Raw genomic sequence first — 18,506 nt, forward strand, 5'->3', positions numbered from 1 at the left:
GGCGGTCGCGCAAGGAGCACATCCATGCTGGCACCCGTGATCATTCCGCACTACATCGCCGGCGCTCGCACGAGCGCCGACGGCGCGCGCACGAGCGCGGTCTACAACCCGGCGACCGGCGAACAGACCGGCCGCCTGCCGCTCGCGACGCCGCAGGACGTCGATGCGGCCGTGCAGGCAGCGAAGGCCGCGTTTCCGGCCTGGTCGCAGACGCCGCCGCTCAAGCGCGCGCGCGTGCTGTTCAAGCTGCGCGAGATCATCGAGCAGCGCGCCGACGAACTCGCCGCGGCCATCACCGCCGAACACGGCAAGACGCACAGCGACGCGCTCGGCGAAGTGCAGCGCGGCATCGAAGTCGTCGAGTTCGCCTGCGGCATCCCGCAGCTGCTCAAGGGCGAGGTCACCGAAAACGTCGGCAGCGCCGTCGACTCGCACAGCCTGCGTCAGCCGCTCGGCGTCGTCGCCGGCATCACGCCGTTCAACTTTCCGGCGATGGTTCCCTTGTGGATGTTTCCGATCGCGATAGCCTGCGGCAACTGCTTCGTGCTCAAGCCGTCCGAGCGCGATCCGTCGCCGTCGCTGCTGCTCGCCGACTGGCTCGCCGAAGCGGGCCTGCCCGCGGGCGTGTTCAACATCGTGCAGGGCGACAAGGTCGCCGTCGACGCGATCCTCGCGCATCCGGACATTGCCGCCGTGAGCTTCGTCGGTTCGACGGCGATCGCGCGCTACATCTATGCGACCGGCTGCGCGGCCGGCAAGCGCGTGCAGGCGCTCGGCGGCGCGAAAAACCATATGGTGATCCTGCCGGACGCCGATCTCGACCAGACCGCCGACGCGCTGCTCGGCGCGGGCTACGGTTCGGCCGGCGAGCGCTGCATGGCGATCTCCGTGGCCGTCGCGGTCGGCGATGAAACCGCCGACAAGCTCGTCGCGAAACTCGCGCCGCGCGTGGCCGCGCTGAAAATCGGCCGCGGCGACGACGACGGCAACGACATGGGCCCGCTGATCACGCGCCAGCACCGCGACAAGGTCAAGGACTACGTCGACATCGGCGTCGGAGAAGGTGCCGAACTCGTCGTCGACGGCCGCGGCCACACGGTCGAGGGTTGTGAAGACGGCTTCTTCCTCGGCGGCTGCCTGTTCGACCACGTGCGTCCCGACATGCGCATCTATCGCGAGGAAATCTTCGGGCCGGTGCTGTCGCTGATGCGCGTGTCGACCTACGACGAAGCCGTGAATCTCGTGAATGCGCACGAATACGGCAATGGCGTCGCGCTGTTCACGCGCGACGGCGACGCCGCGCGCGACTTCGCCCAGCGCGTGCAGATCGGCATGGTCGGCATCAACGTACCGATCCCGGTGCCGATGGCCTTCCACAGCTTCGGCGGCTGGAAGGCCTCGCTGTTCGGCGATCATCACGTCTACGGTCCGGAAGGCGTGCGCTTCTACACGCGCATGAAGACCGTCACCACGCGCTGGCCGACGAGCATTCGTGCGGGCGCGCAGTTCGTGATGCCGCATACCTGAAGCAGGAAGGAGTGAAGAATGGTGAGAAAAGTGGAGAAAGCGAAATCGCGCCACGCGTTTCCCACTCCTCTTTACTCGTTTCCTGCCCCTTCGCTCGTTTCTCACTCCTCTCAACTCTTTCCTGATCCGAGCCCATGAACGCCGCCCTCAATCCCGCCCCGATCGCCCTGCCTCGCATCAACGGCCCCCGCCTCTGGTCCAGCCTCATGGAAATGGCGCAGATCGGCGCGACGCCGAAGGGCGGCGTCTGCCGGCTCGCGCTGACCGATCTCGACAAGCAGGGGCGCGACCTGTTCGTGCGCTGGGCGAAGCAGGCCGGCTGCACGATCAGCGTCGACAAAATGGGCAACGTGTTCGCGCGGCGCGCGGGCAGCGACGACAGCCTGCCGCCCGTGATCACGGGATCGCATGCGGATTCGCAGCCGACGGGCGGCAAGTTCGACGGCATCTACGGCGTGCTCGGCGGGCTCGAAGTCATCCGCACGCTCAACGATCACGGCATCACGACGCGGCATCCGATCGAGGTCGTGATCTGGACCAACGAGGAAGGCTCGCGCTTCGCGCCGGCGATGGTGTCCTCGGGCGTGTTCGCCGGCGTGTTCACGCTCGACTACGGTCTCTCGCGCGCCGACGTCGATGGCAAGACCATGGGCGAGGAACTCGCGCGCATCGGTTACGCGGGCGATCTGCCGGTCGGCGGACGCCCGATCCATGCGGCGTTCGAGCTACACATCGAGCAGGGGCCGATCCTCGAAACCGAAGGCATAACGATCGGCGTCGTGCACGCGGCGCAGGGACAACGCTGGTACGAGGTCGTGCTGACCGGGCAGGAATCGCACGCCGGTCCGACGCCGATGCCGCGCCGCCGCGATGCGCTGCTCGGCGCTTCGAAAGTCGTGCAGCTCGTCAACGCGATCGGCCACAAGTACGCGCCCTATGCCTGCGCGACCGTCGGCATGCTGCAGGTCCATCCGAACTCGCGCAACGTGATTCCGGGGCGCGTGTTCTTCACGGTCGACCTGCGCCATCCGGAAGACGCGGTGCTCGCGCAGATGGATGCCGATCTTCGCGCCGGCATCGCCGCGGCGGCCGACGAAGCGAAGGTCGAAGTCTCGAAGCTCGAACAGATTTTCTACTACGCGCCGGTCGCGTTCGACGCCGACTGCGTCGCGGCCGTGCGCGCCGCCGCGCAGCGGCTCGGCTATTCGCATCGCGATATCGTGTCCGGCGCCGGTCACGACGCGTGCTATCTGGCACAGGTCGCGCCGACGTCGATGGTCTTCGTGCCATGCATCGGCGGCATCAGCCACAACGAGATCGAGGATGCGACGCCGGAGTGGATCGAGGCCGGCGCGAACGTGCTGCTGCAGGCGATGGTCGAGCGGGCGGAGTGACGAGATGCAACGGCGCTCTACCGTCATGCGGCGCGTTGCCGCACTTGCAGTGCTGTGCGTCGCGACGGCCGTCGGCGGCAGCGAAACCAACCCGTTCGCGCATACGCGTTCCGAGGGATTCATCGACGCGGTCAACAAGAAATGGATCGATTGCGTCCCGGCGACGAAAGACGTCAAGGAGCGCCGCACCGTTGTTTCCCGGCGCTACGTGCGTGTCGGATTCGATGAGTGCGAATGGAGTTCGGCAGTCGACCTGCGTGACTTGCGGAAGTCAGCCACGATCTACCGCTCGGGCGTCGACGTGACCTGCCTGCTCGAGGAGTGGGAAATTTCAGAGCCGGCCGCGATCGACCGCAACGATTTCGTCGTCCGACTCTCGGCACGCGGCCTGAAGTCGGCCGTTGTCGACAAGGACGCCGACGAAACCATTGCCGGCGAAGTCTTTCGCCGTCAGGCGATATCCGGAACGCCGGCCTCCGGGTTTCTAGAGGCGGCGAAGCCGCGGCAGCGGGTACTGGTCTGACTATGGTCGAAGGAGCGGCGCCGGGCCGCGCTGAGCTGCGCCGGGCCGACCGCTGCGGTCGACATCGACAGGGCTGCGATTCGCGAGCTGGCGAATTCGTTGCGGTTGGGCGCCGACGCGGCGCCGCGACCGCGGCGATGAGGCGTGTGCGCGAAACGCTCGACGGCGGTTGCGCCATTCGGTCCGGACTTGCCGCGTCGGAACGAGGCAATCGTTCCGCCCGCGCGCGTTCGCGCTGCGTGCTTTCGGAACTCTGATGGCCAGCGACTCGCCCGACTTCGACGATGTCATCGAGATCCCGTATTCGCGCGTGAAGCTGACGCTGCTTACGCTCGTGTGCCTGAGTCTCGCCGGCCTTCTCGGGTTCTGGGCCTATGTCCTGTTCGCGAGCGGCAGCCCGATGCTGTACCTGATCGGCATCGGTCCCGCACTGTTCCTGCTCGGCCTGCTGCCGGCATCAGTGCGGTTGATCCGCGCGTGGCTGCACGACGGTCCCGTCGTCACGATGGACGCCGACGGCATCCGTGACACGCGCCAGCCCGACGATTTCATCGAGTGGACCGACGTTGCCGAGATCGAACTCGGTATCGGCTCGGCGTCGTGTCGCCTGTGTTTCACGTTTCGCGATGCCGAACGCGAACGCGGCGGACTGCGCGCGGTGCGCGAGGCGCTGCGGCTGCTGGCGGACCAGCGCGACTGGAGCATCGACTTGCGCCTGCTCGCCGGCGGCCGCGTGCGCATCTGGCGCGCGGCGAAATACATGCGGCAGCTCGGCATCCGGCAGCATGTGCTGCGCAGCCGCGAGACCCTCGATCGGACCGGCCCGGAAACCGTCGCCGGTGAACACCGCCTCGATTATTTGTAGGGCGCAGTAAGCGAAGCACGTTGCGTCGACTTTTATGCGTTGCGCCGGCTCTGCGTATTGCGCCGACGATCGAAATGGCAAGGCGGCAACGGACATGGCGCAATGCCCTTCGGTTATTGCGCCCTACGTCATCGCGCACGCCATTGCGCTCCGAGTTCCTTTTCCCGCAGCGCCGCTTGCGCCTGCGCGGCAATCCGACTACAAAAAGCGGGTGGGACGCGAGTCCGCTCGTCCGAGCGCGTTGCGCAGGCGCAAGGGCCGCCTGCAGGTTCCGTCCCGACCCTTTTCGCCGATGGCTGCGCCTCTCGTCCGACGTTCGCTTCGGCCGACGCGCGGCGTCGCGATTCCCTCCCAGGCGCCCCCAGGAGAACGAATGAGCCGTAAAGACCATGCCGACATTGCTCCGGGACGCCTGTCGTCCGAGCAGCTCGCGCGCAATTTCGACGATGTCGCGCCGCCGCTCGATCGACAGAGCGCGCTGATCGCGGCGCAGCGCTGCTACTACTGCTACGACGCGCCGTGTATCCAAGCGTGCCCGACCGGCATCGACATTCCGAGCTTCATCCGCCGCATCACGACCGACAACCTGCGCGGTGCGGCGACCGACATCCTCGGCGCCAATGTGCTCGGCGGCATGTGCGCGCGGGTCTGTCCGACCGAGATCCTCTGCGAAGGCAGCTGCGTCCGGAATACCGCCGAATCGCAACCCGTGCAGATAGGCGCCTTGCAGCGCTACGCGACAGACTGGGTGTTCGAGACGAACACGCCGCTGTTCGAGCGTGCCCCGGCCAGCGGCAAGCGCGCCGCGGTCGTCGGCGCGGGGCCGGCCGGGCTGTCCTGCGCCCACGCGCTCGCGCGCGCCGGCCATGACGTGACGGTCTTCGACGCGAAGCCCAAGCCCGGCGGGCTCAACGAATACGGCATCGCCGAATACAAGGTGCTCGAATTCGCGGCGCGCGAGATCGAGTGGCTGCTGTCGGTCGGCGGCATCGCCTGGGAAGGCAATCGCGCGCTCGGCGAGAACCTGCATCTGGCCGATCTTCGTCGCGACTACGACGCGGTCTTCCTGGGTCTCGGTCTTTCCGGCGTCAACGCGCTCGGCATCGAAGGGGAAGCGCTGGCCGGCGTGCGCAACGCGGTCGATTTCATCGCCGATCTGCGCCAGTGCGACGATTTCACACAGCTGCCGGTCGGCCGCCGTGTCGTCGTGATCGGCGGCGGCAACACGGCGATCGATGCGGCGATACAAAGCAAGAAACTCGGCGCCGAGTCGGTGACCATGGTCTATCGCCGCGGCAGCGCGAGCATGAGCGCGACCTGGGCCGAGCAGGAGTTCGCGAAGACCCAGGGCGTCACCGTGATCGAATGGGCGCAGCCGCGCCGCATTCTCGGCGACGGCGCGGTCAGCGCGATCGAATTCGAATACACGCAGCTCGACGAGGCCGGCCGCCTCGCCGGCAGCGGCGACTACCTGATGCTCGCGGCCGACACCGTGCTCAAGGCGATCGGCCAGTCCCTGCTCGCGCCGCGCGCGAACGGCGACGGCAGCGCCGTGATCGAGACCCGGAACGGCCGCATCGTCGTCAACGCGGAATTCGAGACCTCGGTGCGCGGCGTCTGGGCCGGCGGCGACTGCGTCGGCAGCAAGGTCGATCTGACCGTGCAGGCCGTCGAGGACGGCAAGCGTGCGGCGCGTGCGATCCATGCCCGCCTCGGCGGCAACGGCAAGGCGGAGAACTGAGATGGCGGACCTGCGCAACAACTTCGTCGGCGTGCGTTCGCCGAATCCGTTCTGGCTGGCTTCGGCCCCGCCTACCGACAAGGCCTATAACGTCATCCGCGCGTTCGAGGCCGGCTGGGGCGGCGTGGTCTGGAAGACGCTCGGCCTCGATCCGCACGTCGTCAACGTGAGTTCGCGCTACGGTGCCGTGCAATGGAACGGCCAGCGCATCGCCGGCCTCAACAACATCGAACTGATCACCGATCGGCCGCTGCAGGTGAACCTCGACGAGATCCGCCAGGTCAAGCGCGACTGGCCCGACCGCGCGATGATCGTGTCGCTGATGGTGCCGTGCGACGAGGCGTCCTGGAAATATATTCTTCCCATGGTGGAGGACACCGGCTGTGACGCGGTGGAACTCAATTTCGGCTGTCCGCACGGCATGTCCGAGCGCGGCATGGGCTCGGCCGTCGGGCAGGTACCCGAGTACGTCGAGCAGGTCGCGCGCTGGGTCAAGCAGCATTCGCGGCTGCCCTGCATCGTGAAGCTCACGCCGAACATCACCGACATCCGCCATTCCGCGCGCGCCGCCTTCCGCGGCGGTGCCGACGCGGTATCGCTGATCAACACGATCAACTCGATCGTCTCGGTGGATCTCGATCTGATGGCGCCGACGCCGACCGTCGACGGCAAGGGCACGCACGGCGGCTACTGCGGCCCGGCGGTCAAGCCGATCGCGTTGAACATGGTCGCCGAGATCGCGCGCGATACCGAAACGCCGAACCTGCCGATCTCGGCGATCGGCGGCATCGGCACCTGGCGCGACGCGGCCGAATTCATGGCGCTCGGCGCCGGCAACGTACAGGTCTGTACCGCAGCGATGCACTACGGTTTCCGCATCGTTGACGACATGATCGCGGGTCTTTCCAACTGGATGGACCAGAAGGGCTATCGCACGCTCGAAGACTTCCGCGGCCGCGCCGTGCCGAACGTGACGGACTGGAAGTTCCTGAACCTCAAGTACGACATCAAGGCGCGCATCGACCAGGACAAATGCATCAAATGCGGCCTCTGCCACATTGCCTGCGAGGATACGGCGCATCAGGCCATCCTCAAGGAAAAGGACGGCAAGCGGCATTTCGAGGTCGTCGACAGCGAATGCGTCGGCTGCAATCTCTGCATGCATGTGTGTCCGGTCGACAACTGCATCACGATGCAGCGCGTCGACGAGGGCGGCTACGCGAACTGGACCACGCATCCGAACAATCCGTCGAGCGTCAAGGAGACGGCTTGACGGTGTAGCCCTCCCGTTCTTCTGAGCCCTCTCCTTCAAGGGAAGGGCTTGAACGTCCAACCCTCTCCTTGAAGGGGAGGGCCTTACTCGGAGCCGTCGATGACCGCCGCGTCCCCCAGCGATACCGCCGTCCCGCAAGGCGAGCTGTACAACGCCGACCTCGCGCCGACGACCCCGGCGCAACGCACCTGGGCCTGGTATCACTTCGCCGCACTCTGGGTCGGCATGGTCATGTGCATCCCGTCGTACACGCTCGCGGCGGGGCTCATCGACCAGGGCATGTCGCCGTGGCAGGCGGTGACGACGGTGCTGCTCGGCAATGCGATCGTGCTCGTGCCGATGCTGCTGATCGGGCATGCCGGCACGAAATACGGCATTCCGTACGCGGTGCTCGTGCGCTCGTCGTTCGGTACGCACGGCGCGAAGCTGCCGGCGCTGCTGCGCGCCATCGTCGCCTGCGGCTGGTATGGCATTCAGACCTGGTTCGGCGGTCTGGCGATGTACACGCTGCTGAACATCCTGACCGGCAACGCGCTGCACGCCGATCCGCTGCCGCTGCTCGGCATCAACGTCGGTCAGCTCGTCTGCTTCCTCGCGTTCTGGGCGCTGCAGCTCTATTTCGTCGTGCACGGCACCGACTCGATCCGCTGGCTCGAAACCGTGTCCGCGCCGATCAAGATCGTGATGTGCGTATTCCTCGTCTGGTGGGCGCTGACGCATGCGGGCGGCTTCGGCAGCATGATGTCGATGCCGTCGAAGTTCGTCGACGGCGGCGAGAAGGCGGGCCAGTTCTGGAACGTGTTCTGGCCGTCGCTGACCGCGATGGTCGGTTTCTGGGCGACGCTCGCGCTGAACATTCCCGACTTCACGCGCTTCGCGCGCTCGCAGCGCGATCAGGTGATCGGGCAAAGCATCGGCCTGCCGGTCCCGATGGGACTGCTGGCACTGATGTCGGTCATCGTCACCTCGGCGACCGTCGTCATCTACGGCAAGGCGATCTGGGATCCGGTGGATCTCTCCAGCCGGTTCACCGGCATCGGCGTCGGCCTCGCGCTGCTCGTGCTGACGCTCGACACCATGTGCTGCAATCTCGCGGCGAATCTCGTCGGCCCGGCCTACGATTTCGCGAGCCTGAATCCGCGGCGCATCTCCTACAGGACCGGCGGTCTCATCACCGCCGCGATCGCGCTGCTCGCGATGCCGTGGAAGATTCTCGAGAGCACCCAAGGCTATATTTTCACGTGGCTCGTCGGCTATTCCGCGCTGCTCGGGCCCGTCGCCGGCATCATGCTCGTCGACTACTACCTGTTGCGCGACACGCGCCTGAACCTCAAGGATCTGTTCGACGAACGCGGCGCGTACGCGTATCGCAACGGCTGGAACGTCGCCGCGATCGTCGCGCTGCTGGCCGGCGTGCTGCCGAACCTGCCGGGCTTCCTGCATGCGGCGTTTCCGCAGGCATTCGCCGGCGTGCCGGGGTTCTTCAAGGTTCTCTACACCTACGCGTGGTTTGCGGGACTCGGCATTTCCGCGCTCGTGTATGCGGTGCTGATGCGCGGGAAGGTGGCGCAACAGGCGCCCGCGGGCGCGCAGGGATAGCGCGATTGTCGGTACGGCGCGGCGAAACCCATTCCACCCATACCCTCCCCTTGAAGGGGAGGGTTTTCGGTAGTTGTCGGAGACCATCATGACTCTTCTCATCCGCGGCGGCACCGTCGTCGATTCCACTCACAGCTACCGCGCCGACGTGCTCTGCGTCGACGGAACGATCGTGCAGATTGGCGCCGATCTCGAAGCCCCGGCCGGTGCCGTCGTCGTCGATGCGGGCGGCCAGCTCGTCATGCCGGGCGGCATCGATCCGCACACGCACATGGAACTGCCGTTCATGGGCACCGTGGCGAGCGATGACTTCTATTCGGGCACGGCCGCGGGTCTCGCCGGCGGCACGACCAGCATCATCGACTTCGTGATTCCGAATCCGAAGCAGTCGCTGCTCGATGCGTTCCGCGCCTGGCGCGGCTGGGCCGAGAAAGCCGCGTCGGACTACGCGTTCCATGTCGCCGTAACCTGGTGGGACGAATCCGTGCATCGCGAGATGGGCATCCTCGCGCACGAACACGGCGTCGCCAGCTTCAAGCACTTCATGGCGTACAAGGGCGCCATCATGGCGGACGACGAAATCCTCGTGAACAGTTTCCGCCGCGCACTGGAACTCGGCGCGCTGCCGACCGTGCATGCGGAAAACGGCGAACTCGTGTTCCAGCTGCAGAAGCAGCTCATGGCCGAAGGCAGGACCGGTCCGTCGTCGCATCCGCTGTCGCGGCCGAGTGCGGTCGAAGGCGAAGCGGCCAATCGCGCGATCCGGATTGCCGAAGTCATCGGCGTGCCGCTCTACATCGTGCACGTGTCGGCGCGCGAAGCCGTGCAGGAAATCGCGCGTGCGCGCGGCGAAGGCCAGCGCGTGTTCGGCGAAGTGCTCGGCGGGCATCTGCTGATCGACGACTCGGTCTACCGCGATCCGGATTTCACGCGCGCCGCCGCGCACGTCATGAGCCCGCCGTTTCGGCCGAAAGAGCACCAGGAAGCGCTGTGGCAGGCGCTGCAGGCCGGTCACCTGCACACGACCGCGACCGACCACTGCACGTTCTGCGCGCCGCAGAAAGCCGCCGGCAAGGACGACTTCACGCGGATCCCGAACGGCTGCGGCGGCATCGAAGACCGCATGGGCGTGCTCTGGCACTACGGCGTCAACAGCGGCCGCCTGACGCCGAACGAATTCGTTGCCGTCACGTCTACGAATGCGGCGCGCATCTTCAACCTGTATCCGCGCAAGGGCGCCGTCGAAGTGGGCGCCGACGCCGACCTCGTCGTCTGGGATCCGCAGGCCATGCGCACGATCTCGGCGAAGACGCATCATCAGAACGTCGATTTCAACATCTTCGAAGGCCGCACCGTGCAGGGTCTCGCGCGCCACACGATCGCCGCCGGCAGGCTGTGCTGGACCGACGGCGACCTGCGCGCCGAGCGCGGTGCCGGCAGCTATCTGCCGCGGCCGCTGCAGGCAAGCTGGTTCGAGGCGAACGCGAAGCGAAGAAATAGAGCGTAGTGGCCAGGAACTGGAGAAAGCGTCCTGGCTTGCGCGAAGCGCTGTTCTCCAGTTCCTAAAACACTCCGCCTGGTCATTCTCTCGTTGCGCAAATTGCGCAGCATTTCCCGCAACCTCGCCCAGGCGCGTTGCAGTTCTGCCGAACGTCACGCACGCAGTGTACGTTTCTTGCCGCTATCGGACGCGCGCGCAACACCGCGTCCTCTTATCGCATCAGATGACCATGCCGGCGCGCAGTCCGCGGCGGCAGGCGATCGCGACGATCGCGCGGCGTCGGCCCGCAGTCCGACTTGCCCGAGTGGAGGTCATCATGAAAGCCCGTTACTTAGCGCTTGCCCTGGCCCTGTGCGGTTCCTCGGCAATGGCAGAAACCACGATCAATCTTGACGTGCTCGCGGCCGAGTCCGGCCTGAATACGCGTCAGGTCGCGATGCTGTTCGGCGCATCGGCGGCATATCCGGAATTCAAGGCGTCGTACGTGCAGGTCAAGCGCCAGTTCACGCAGGCGGTCGGCCAGCAGCGTTATGAAGCGCTGCTCGCGGTGTACAAGGCGCAGCAGGAAGGCAGGCAGGTTGCTGCCGGCGTTGCGCGTCGGGCGGAGTCCGGCTCGTGATGTCCCCGGGTTGAGGCGATGAACGGCGTCCGCTGCCACGACGGCACGGCGCGCGGCGCAAGCGCCGGCGCGCCCTGCCGTCGCCGACGCCGTACCGGCGCGATCTGACGGCGCCGCTACCGGAGCCGCGCGCGCTTGAGGCATCCTCGGCAGGCCAACTGCCGGAGTGCGCGTCGTGGCCAGAGCCTTGCGTCGAATCGGCTGGATGCTGGTCGTGCTGTTTGCGCTGTACCTGCTCGCTGCGAATATCTTTCTCAACGCGGGATTCGCGCCGGGCGTCATCAATCGCAAGCCGGACCGCTTCACGCTGCACTGGGAGCGCGGGCTGAGCCTGTATCCCGGCCACGTGAAGCTGTGGCGCGCAACCTTGCGCGGCCATGCGCGGCGGATTCGCTGGGAAGCGTCGGCCGACGAGCTCGCCGGGCGCATCGCACTGCTGCCGCTGCTGCGGCGCGAATTGCGCGTGCCCGGCGTACTGGCACACAACGTCTCGGGTGCGCTCGATCTCGCCGAGGAACTGGCGCCGCCCGAGCCGCGTCCCGGTGGCTGGGTACTGCATTTTCCGCGCATCGCGACCGACAGCCTGCGCGAAGTCCGCTGGAGTACGCACACGCTGACCGGGCACGGGCCGGCGGAATTCGGTCTCTGGAAGCAGCTGCGCGGCGGCGCGTTGGAAATATTTCCTTCCCGCGCACAGTTGAAAACGCTGCGTCTGCAGCATGGAGACGTCGACTGGCTGCGCGACGGCACGCTCGCGGCCGAGTTCGCGCTGCCGCGGCACACGCGCGAGCAGGCCTCGGGTTGGCACCGGCTCGCGCTCGCGGAGATCGGCCTGAAGCTCGACGGCGGCATTCCCGCATTCCTCGTACACATGGACGAAGAGCCGCGCTGGCGTGGCGCGGTGCACAAGGGCGCAGGCGGCCGCGTGCAGGTCGACCTCGCGCTGCAGCGCGGCGAGCTGCGTCAGGGCGGCGCACTGACGATCGACGTGCCGCTGCACGCGAGCGATTCGCGCGGCCGGCAGTGGACGCAGCAGGCACGTGTGAAGGCGCAGATCGGCGAATCGATCGCGTTCGCGCTCGATCTGCCGCCGCCGCCCGACGGCACCGGGCGGATCGCCGCCGATCTCGTCATTGCAGGACGCGACATCATTCCGCACGACAAGGCGCCACCGCTGCTGCCGCGCGTATCCGGCTCAGTCGCACTGCACTGGCGCTTCGATTCGCTGGACTGGTTCGGTCCGCTGCTCGCGAAAGCGAGCTGGCTGTCGCTGGCCGGCGCCGGCGAGATCGTCGCGAACATCCTGCTCAAGGACGGCCGCATCGATGCCGGCAGCACGCTGACGATTCCCGACGTCGCGCTGCATGCCGACGTGCACGGCCAGCGCTTCACCGGTCGCGCGCGCGCCGACGGACGCGTCGACAGCGAGGCCGGCGAACTGCGTCCGCGCGTCGACATCGCGGTGCAGCAGTTCGATGTCGCGGCCGTCGACACGCCGCAGAAGGCCATGGTGCGCGGCAGGAATCTGCGGCTCGAACTGCGCTCGACCGGCCACGTCATCGCGTTCCGCGATTCGCTGCACGCGCGTCTCGCGTTCGACCGCGCCGACGTGCCCGACCTGCGCGCGCTGAACCGCTATCTGCCCGGTCACGCGCTGCGCTTTCTCGGCGGCCGCGGTCAGCTCAGCGGCGACATCGAACTCGATGCCGCCGGCAAGGCCGGCAAGGGACGTCTGCAGGTGCAGGCCCGGCAGGCGCGGCTCGCGGCAAACGATCTGGAATTCAGCGGCGATGTCGACGTCGCCGCGCAGCTCGCGCGCGCCGACCTCGCCGCGGAAGACTTCGTGCTGGACGGCACGCGCCTGGGCCTGCGCAACGTCAAGGTCAGCGATCCCGAGCGCGCCACGCAGGGCGGCTGGTGGGCCGATATCCGCTTCGACCGCGGCCGTCTGCAGTGGGGCTCGCCGCTGCGCATCGATTCCACGGCGACGGTGCGGCTGCAGGATGCGAGCCTGCTGCTCGCGCTGTTCACGCGGCACAAGGACTACCCGCGCTGGGTGCTGAAACTGCTCGACGCGGGCGAGGTCAACGCGTCGGCGCGCGCGGTCGTGCGCGACTCGGCGATCGTTGTGGAGGACCTTGCGGCGAGCAACGACCGCTTCGATCTCAAGGCGCGCCTGCGTCTCGCGCAGAAACGCGCGCAGGGCGACCTGTTCGTGCGCTGGGCCAAGCTCGGGCTGGGGCTTGAACTCCGCGAGAACGAGCGCAAGTTCCACGTGCTCAAGGCGTCGGAGTGGTATGCGCAGCAGCCGCGGCTGCTGCCGGCGGCGCGCTGACGCCGCGCGTCGGGCGCGGCAGAATACGCGGCCCCGACGAACGAACCGCCAGCAACGACGCCATGCGCAAACGAACGAGTCAGCAGCGCCAGCGGGAAATGGCCGCGCGCGCGCGCAGCCGCGAACTCGGGTCGCGGCGCCGTCGCGAACGCCGCAACGCAGACGGGGCGCAGACTCCCTGGGTGCTGCTGCGCGTCGGCGGCGCGGATGAGGACAACTCGCGATGACGGTACTCGACAATCCGATCTGGCACGCATTGCGCACGCGGCATGCCGCGCTCGGCGACAGCGATGCGATGGCTGCCGCCTACCACCCCGATGTCGCGCCTTTCGTCGGCGTCGCCAATGCCGATGCGCCCTGCGGCGAAGCACTCGCCGCGCGACTCGGCGAACGCGATACCTACTACCTCGTCGGCGTGATTCCGCCGCAGGTGCCCGGCTGGGAACTGCACGATCACGGCGTCATCGACCAGATGATCTGCGCGTCCGCGCCGGATGCGCCGCCCGGTCCCGATGCGATCGAACTGGGCGCCGCGCACCTCGACGACATGCTCGCACTGACCGGGCTCGTCTATCCGGGCTACTTCCGCCGCGAAACGCCGCGCATGGGCCGCTACCTCGGCATCTATGTCGACGGCCGCCTCGCCGCGATGGCCGGCGAGCGCATGGACCTGCCGGGCCACCGCGAAATCAGCGGCGTCTGTACGCATCCGGACCATCTCGGCAAAGGCTATGCGCAACGCCTCGTCGCGCTCGTGACGCGCGACATCTTCGCCGCCGGGCTGCAGCCGTTCCTGCACGTGAGCGCCGCAAACGTGCGGGCGAAGCGCGTGTATGAGCATCTGGGGTTTGCGGATCGTGCGGCGCTTGCGCATTACGTGCTGCAGCGGTGAGACAGGTAGCGAGTGAAGAGAAGTGAGTGAGAGCTTCCTCGATCACTCACTCCTCTCCGCTCTTTCCTGCTTTCACACCAGCGTCAGCGTCACCTCGATGTTGCCGCGCGTCGCATTCGAATACGGGCACACCTGATGGGCCTTGTCGACGAGCGCCTGCGCCTGTTCGCGCGGCAGGCCGGGCAGGGAGATCTTGAGTTCGACTTCGATGCCGAAGCCCTGCGGGATCTGGCCGATGCCGACGACGCCTTCGATGCTGCTGTCTGCGGGCAGCGCGATCTTCTGCTGGCCTGCGACGAACTTCAGTGCGCCGATGAAGCAGGCGGAGTAGCCGGCGGCGAACAGCTGTTCGGGGTTCGTGCCGCTGCCGCCGGCGCCGCCGAGTTCGCGCGGCGTCGACAGCTTCACGTCGAGGGCGTTGTCGTTCGAGGTGGCTTGGCCGTCACGGCCGCCGGTGGCTTTGGCCTGGGCGCGGTAGAGAACGTTGGCGATGGACATGGGGGCGTTTCCTTCGTTGGGGGTTGGGGGTGAAGCGGAGGAAGGGTGAGGAGCGGTGAGAAATGAGTGGCTTATAGCGAGCGATTTGATCGCGTGCTATTCAACTGATGCTTGATATCTCTTTTCTCACTCCTCTTCACTCTCGACTGTTCTTTGCAAGGTTGTCGCGCAGCCGTTCGAGTTCGGCCTTGATACCGAGCAGCTCGCCGCTCGTGCATTCGGCGGCGCAGAACACCGACTGCGGCACGGCCTGGGCCTTCTGCCTCAGCTTGCGGCCGTCGGTCGTCAGTTCGATGACGACCTGACGCTCGTCGCTGGCGGCGCGCGTGCGCGTCAGCAGCCCGGCGGTTTCGAGGCGCTTGAGCAGCGGCGTCAGCGTCGCCGAATCGAGATAGAGCCGCTCGCCGATTGCCGAGACCGTCTGCGCGTCGCGCTCCCAAAGCACGAGCATGACGAGGTACTGCGGATAGGTCAGGCCGAGTCCGCGCAGCAGCGGCCGGTAGACCTTGTGCATGGCGAGGTTGGCCGAATACAGCGCGAAGCAGAGCTGCTGGTCGAGCAGCAGGGGCGAGGCGGCATCCGGTCTGGCGGTGCGGGTCTTCATGGAACGCGATATTAGATAGCGCGCTATTTAATTGCAAGCGACTTTAGTCGAGGGTCCGCAGCCGCGCCTCAGTCCGCCGGCCGGGCCGGCGCCCGCGGTTCGCCGTCGGCGTCGTAGGCCGGCGGCGAATAGAAATTCAATGTCTTGAGCAGACCGCGGCCGGTGTTGCGGATCTCGTGGCGCTCGCCGCGCTCGATGGCCACGAGACTGCCGGCCTTCAGCCGCTGGCGCTTGCCGTCGACGATGGCGAGCCCCGTGCCGGCGACGACGAACAGCCATTGGTCCGCGCCGCGATGGCGATTGTCAGGGCCGCCTTCGCTGCCCCCGGGCGGTATGACCATTTCGGCGGCCTGCACCTTGCGCAGATCGAACGCGACGCGAAAACCTTTGCCGAAACGCAGTGCCTTGTGCTGCATGCGAGTCTCCAGCGGACGTCGCCGCAGTGTGCGCAGCGCAGCGGGAGACGGCGTGAAGACCGCTCAGGCGTCGACGAGTTCCGCCATGAGCGCATCGAGTGCTTCCGGACCGGCATCGACCCGGCGTGCGAGCGACGGCCCGATCTGCGTGAAATGCGCGAGCTGATCGCGCATCCAGCGCTGCAGGCCGGAATCGAGCGCTTCGGTATCGCGCTCGGACGCGAGCTCCTTGCGCAGCAGCAGTTCCGCGATGACCTCGCGTTCATGCGCCGTCACCCAGTCGGCCGCCACGAGTTTCGAGAACTCGGTCGGCGGCTGCGCGCGGGTCTGCTCGATCCAGCGACAGGCCAGGATCGGACGCAGGAAATAGAACACCTTCTTCAGGCGCACTTCCGGTCTGTCGAGGTGATCGGCAAACGTCGTGCGCGCCGTGCCGAGGTAGTGATGCAGCGCGGATGCGGGCTGGAAATACTGCGGCAGCAGCGCGCGCGCCCGTGCGGCGAAGACGGAATTCTCGCGATACACGATCGGCGAACCGAGCCATTCGTAGAGCGCGACATTCGTGCGCAGAAACAGCCGCAGCGCCTTGCGCAGGTCCCAGCCGCTGACGTCGAGGTCGTTCGGCAGCATGCGTTCGATGACGTCGCGCGGTTCGGTGATGCGCAGATACCAGTCGCGCGGATGGCAGTAGACGAAGCGCACGTCGTAGTCGCTGTCGGGCGAGGCGAAGCCCCAGGCGCGGCTGCCCGATTCGGCGGCGAACAGCACGCGCACGTTGCGTTCGCGCTCGATCGTGTCGAGCGCATCGAGAATCGTCGGGGTCATCATCTGCGGCTTTCCCAGTCGTGCGTCAGTTCGTGCAGCAGCGCGTTCGCTGCGGCGGCATCGGTTTCTTCCGGCAGGTCGCTGTGCGGCCTGAGCCGTTCGCAGTCGGCGACGATCGTATCGGCCATCGCGAGGATTTCTTCGTAGCGGAAACATCCGGCGCGGATGTCGCGCAGCAGGTGCAGCGTGTCGCCGTCGACGCGGACCAGCGGCGCGCCGCGCTCGAGAATGGCCTTGCCCGAGAGCAGCAGCCGGATCGTGTGCATGAGGTTCTTCGCATCGAAATCGAGTTCGCCGGCTTCCTGCTGGCGCCAGCGCGCCTCGTTGCGCTCGCGCCGCCAGGTCCAGTAGTTCTGGTGATCGACGAGGGCCTGCTTCCAGCCCTGTTCGTTGTAGAGCAGCAGGCCGGCGAAATGCGCGGACTCGTCGTCCGCGGGAATCGACTCGACCGCGAGCGCGTCGCCGCGAAACACGCCGCGTGCGCCGGCGCCGTAGTGATACAGGCGATAGACATCGCGCGCATGTTCGAGCCGCGCCGCGTGGCATTCGTCGAGCCGCAGGCCACTCGCCGCGAGCGGCTGCGGCCGGCACGGCGCGGCGTCGACCGCGAGCAGACGATCGCGGCGGATCACGTGGCAATAGTCTTCCTTGCGCGGGGGCTGCTCCGGCTTCGGCTGGTTGATCCATTTGTTCTGACCGCGCGCCTTCCTGATCTGGCTCAGCGCGTAGCCGACATGCGTGTCGGCGCAGCGCCGGCTCACGAACAGCGCACGCCGCTGCAGCAGTGCCCGCATTTCCGGCGCGCAGACACGCACGCAGTCGTCCGGCATGAACAGCAATTCGAGCAGGCTCGGATTGGCCGCACTCAGCAGTTCGATCGTGCGGCGCAGGCTGTAGTAGACAATGTTGTTGCGCGCGTCGGCGATCTGGTTCGGCGGCGGCGCGAGGTCGATATAGCTCGCGCGCGGCAGCGCGAAGATGCCGCGGATGTCGACGTCGCTGTCGGCCGACGCCGTGCCGTAGGCGCGGCTGCCGGCGACGCATTCGAACAGGATGCGATGCGCGGGCGGCGGGATGAAGGTCGGGTCGTCGGTCACGGTGAGCCTGCCGGGCGATGCCAGGCTCGTGCCGGGCCGACCAGTCTATCGAGGTGGTCGGGCACCTGTCGATCCGGGTCCGTGCGCGTGCGCGAAAGGAAAAAGTGCCAATTGGTCGCGTTCCCGCCGAACGGTTGCTACCTATGATGCGCAGGCCGGGGGGCGATGCGGTTTTCGGAGGGAGTCATGCAGCGAAGGACGATCGGCCTCGGGTACTTCACGACCGCCATGGCGGCGATGTTCGTCGTCGCGGCGCCGCTGCAGGCTGCGGACGTCACGCGCGCCGCGGCGCGGCGCGCTCCGACGATCGCAATCGTCGTCAGCGGCGACAGCGTCATCGCCGGGCCCGCACGCGACGCGATCGGCGCGCTCGCGCGCGATCAGGGGTTTCGGGTGATCCAGGCCAACGGCCGCTCGCGCGAATCGGAACCGCAGGCCTACGCGCGCAAGGCCGACGCGGTGTTCTATCTCGACGCGAATCCGATCGGCACGACCGACATCGAGTACTACGGCAACGTCTCGACGCTCTACAGCGCGGAATTCAGCCTGAGCGCCTACCGGCCGAGCAATGGCGAACTGCTGTTCAGCGCGCCGCCGCAGCCGGTCGACTTCACCGCGCTCAACGCGCGCGAAAAAGCACAGGAAACCGTCGAGCCGCTGCTCGCGGACATCGAGGACGAGTTGCAGCGTTTGAGATAGGCGCGCGGGCCACGCAGGTTGGGGCGAGCCTCCGGCGAATCCCGACATCACGATCGCGACGCCACGAAGACCGCGTGCCGAAGGAAAGGTCCGCGAGA

The 18,506-nt window shown here is 67.2% G+C and carries 18 protein-coding genes; 13 read left to right on the forward strand and 5 right to left on the reverse strand.

Features of this window, described 5'->3' with window-relative positions; translation table 11 throughout:
• Window positions 1–24: 24 nt before the first annotated feature.
• The 12 genes from VLF18_RS14145 (at window position 25) to VLF18_RS14200 (ending at window position 14,269) form a co-directional block, all read left to right on the forward strand.
• Entirely contained in the window at window positions 25–1,527 is a 1,503-nt protein-coding gene (locus VLF18_RS14145) for a CoA-acylating methylmalonate-semialdehyde dehydrogenase (protein WP_325280277.1), read from the forward strand.
• 134 nt (window positions 1,528–1,661) lie between these two features.
• On the forward strand, window positions 1,662–2,921 hold the full coding sequence (locus VLF18_RS14150) for a Zn-dependent hydrolase (protein ID WP_325280278.1): 1,260 nt from the start codon (window positions 1,662–1,664) through the stop codon (window positions 2,919–2,921).
• A gap of 25 nt (window positions 2,922–2,946) precedes the next feature.
• A complete protein-coding gene (locus VLF18_RS14155) occupies window positions 2,947–3,444 on the forward strand; it encodes a hypothetical protein (RefSeq protein ID WP_325280279.1) in 498 nt (165 codons plus the stop codon).
• Window positions 3,445–3,700: 256 nt separating this feature from the next.
• Window positions 3,701–4,309, forward strand: a complete 609-nt coding sequence (locus VLF18_RS14160; RefSeq protein WP_325280280.1) for a hypothetical protein — start codon at window positions 3,701–3,703, stop codon at window positions 4,307–4,309.
• A gap of 373 nt (window positions 4,310–4,682) precedes the next feature.
• Window positions 4,683–6,050: an NAD(P)-dependent oxidoreductase gene (locus VLF18_RS14165; protein ID WP_325280281.1), complete on the forward strand. Its 1,368-nt coding sequence runs from the start codon at window positions 4,683–4,685 to the stop codon at window positions 6,048–6,050.
• Between the two features lies 1 nt (window position 6,051).
• The gene (preA, locus tag VLF18_RS14170) at window positions 6,052–7,323 is read left to right on the forward strand and encodes an NAD-dependent dihydropyrimidine dehydrogenase subunit PreA (protein ID WP_325280282.1); all 1,272 of its coding nucleotides are present in this window, start codon (window positions 6,052–6,054) and stop codon (window positions 7,321–7,323) included.
• Between the two features lie 99 nt (window positions 7,324–7,422).
• Entirely contained in the window at window positions 7,423–8,922 is a 1,500-nt protein-coding gene (locus tag VLF18_RS14175) for an NCS1 family nucleobase:cation symporter-1 (RefSeq protein ID WP_325280283.1), read from the forward strand.
• Window positions 8,923–9,010: 88 nt separating this feature from the next.
• The gene (hydA, locus tag VLF18_RS14180) at window positions 9,011–10,429 is read left to right on the forward strand and encodes a dihydropyrimidinase (RefSeq protein ID WP_325280284.1); all 1,419 of its coding nucleotides are present in this window, start codon (window positions 9,011–9,013) and stop codon (window positions 10,427–10,429) included.
• A 310-nt stretch (window positions 10,430–10,739) separates the two neighbouring features.
• On the forward strand, window positions 10,740–11,042 hold the full coding sequence (locus VLF18_RS14185) for a hypothetical protein (protein ID WP_325280285.1): 303 nt from the start codon (window positions 10,740–10,742) through the stop codon (window positions 11,040–11,042).
• A 175-nt stretch (window positions 11,043–11,217) separates the two neighbouring features.
• Entirely contained in the window at window positions 11,218–13,377 is a 2,160-nt protein-coding gene (locus VLF18_RS14190) for a hypothetical protein (RefSeq protein WP_325280286.1), read from the forward strand.
• Window positions 13,378–13,439: 62 nt separating this feature from the next.
• On the forward strand, window positions 13,440–13,604 hold the full coding sequence (locus tag VLF18_RS14195; RefSeq protein WP_325280287.1) for a hypothetical protein: 165 nt from the start codon (window positions 13,440–13,442) through the stop codon (window positions 13,602–13,604).
• Window positions 13,601–14,269 (forward strand): GNAT family N-acetyltransferase, encoded by a 669-nt coding sequence (locus tag VLF18_RS14200; RefSeq protein ID WP_325280288.1) that lies wholly within the window; start codon window positions 13,601–13,603, stop codon window positions 14,267–14,269. The genes VLF18_RS14195 and VLF18_RS14200 overlap by 4 nt, the downstream gene beginning before the upstream one ends.
• A 72-nt stretch (window positions 14,270–14,341) precedes the next feature.
• Here the strand turns inward: VLF18_RS14200 and VLF18_RS14205 are convergent, their stop codons facing one another.
• From VLF18_RS14205 to VLF18_RS14225, 5 genes are all read right to left on the reverse strand, one after another.
• On the reverse strand, window positions 14,342–14,767 hold the full coding sequence (locus VLF18_RS14205; protein WP_325280289.1) for an organic hydroperoxide resistance protein: 426 nt from the start codon (window positions 14,765–14,767) through the stop codon (window positions 14,342–14,344).
• A gap of 136 nt (window positions 14,768–14,903) precedes the next feature.
• The gene (locus VLF18_RS14210) at window positions 14,904–15,371 is read right to left on the reverse strand and encodes a MarR family transcriptional regulator (RefSeq protein WP_325280290.1); all 468 of its coding nucleotides are present in this window, start codon (window positions 15,369–15,371) and stop codon (window positions 14,904–14,906) included.
• Window positions 15,372–15,439: 68 nt separating this feature from the next.
• A complete protein-coding gene (locus VLF18_RS14215; RefSeq protein ID WP_325280291.1) occupies window positions 15,440–15,787 on the reverse strand; it encodes a cupin domain-containing protein in 348 nt (115 codons plus the stop codon).
• A gap of 63 nt (window positions 15,788–15,850) precedes the next feature.
• Entirely contained in the window at window positions 15,851–16,612 is a 762-nt protein-coding gene (locus VLF18_RS14220) for a nucleotidyltransferase domain-containing protein (protein WP_325280292.1), read from the reverse strand.
• Window positions 16,612–17,709, reverse strand: a complete 1,098-nt coding sequence (locus VLF18_RS14225; RefSeq protein WP_325280293.1) for a nucleotidyltransferase domain-containing protein — start codon at window positions 17,707–17,709, stop codon at window positions 16,612–16,614. Before VLF18_RS14225 ends, VLF18_RS14220 begins: the two co-directional genes overlap by 1 nt.
• Window positions 17,710–17,895: 186 nt before the next feature.
• Between VLF18_RS14225 and VLF18_RS14230 the strand changes: the two genes are divergently transcribed.
• A complete protein-coding gene (locus VLF18_RS14230; RefSeq protein ID WP_325280294.1) occupies window positions 17,896–18,408 on the forward strand; it encodes a hypothetical protein in 513 nt (170 codons plus the stop codon).
• Window positions 18,409–18,506: the final 98 nt, after the last annotated feature.

It is taken from the genome of Tahibacter sp. (genome assembly GCF_035481375.1).
In the GTDB taxonomy this organism is placed as follows: Bacteria; Pseudomonadota; Gammaproteobacteria; order Xanthomonadales; family Rhodanobacteraceae; genus Tahibacter.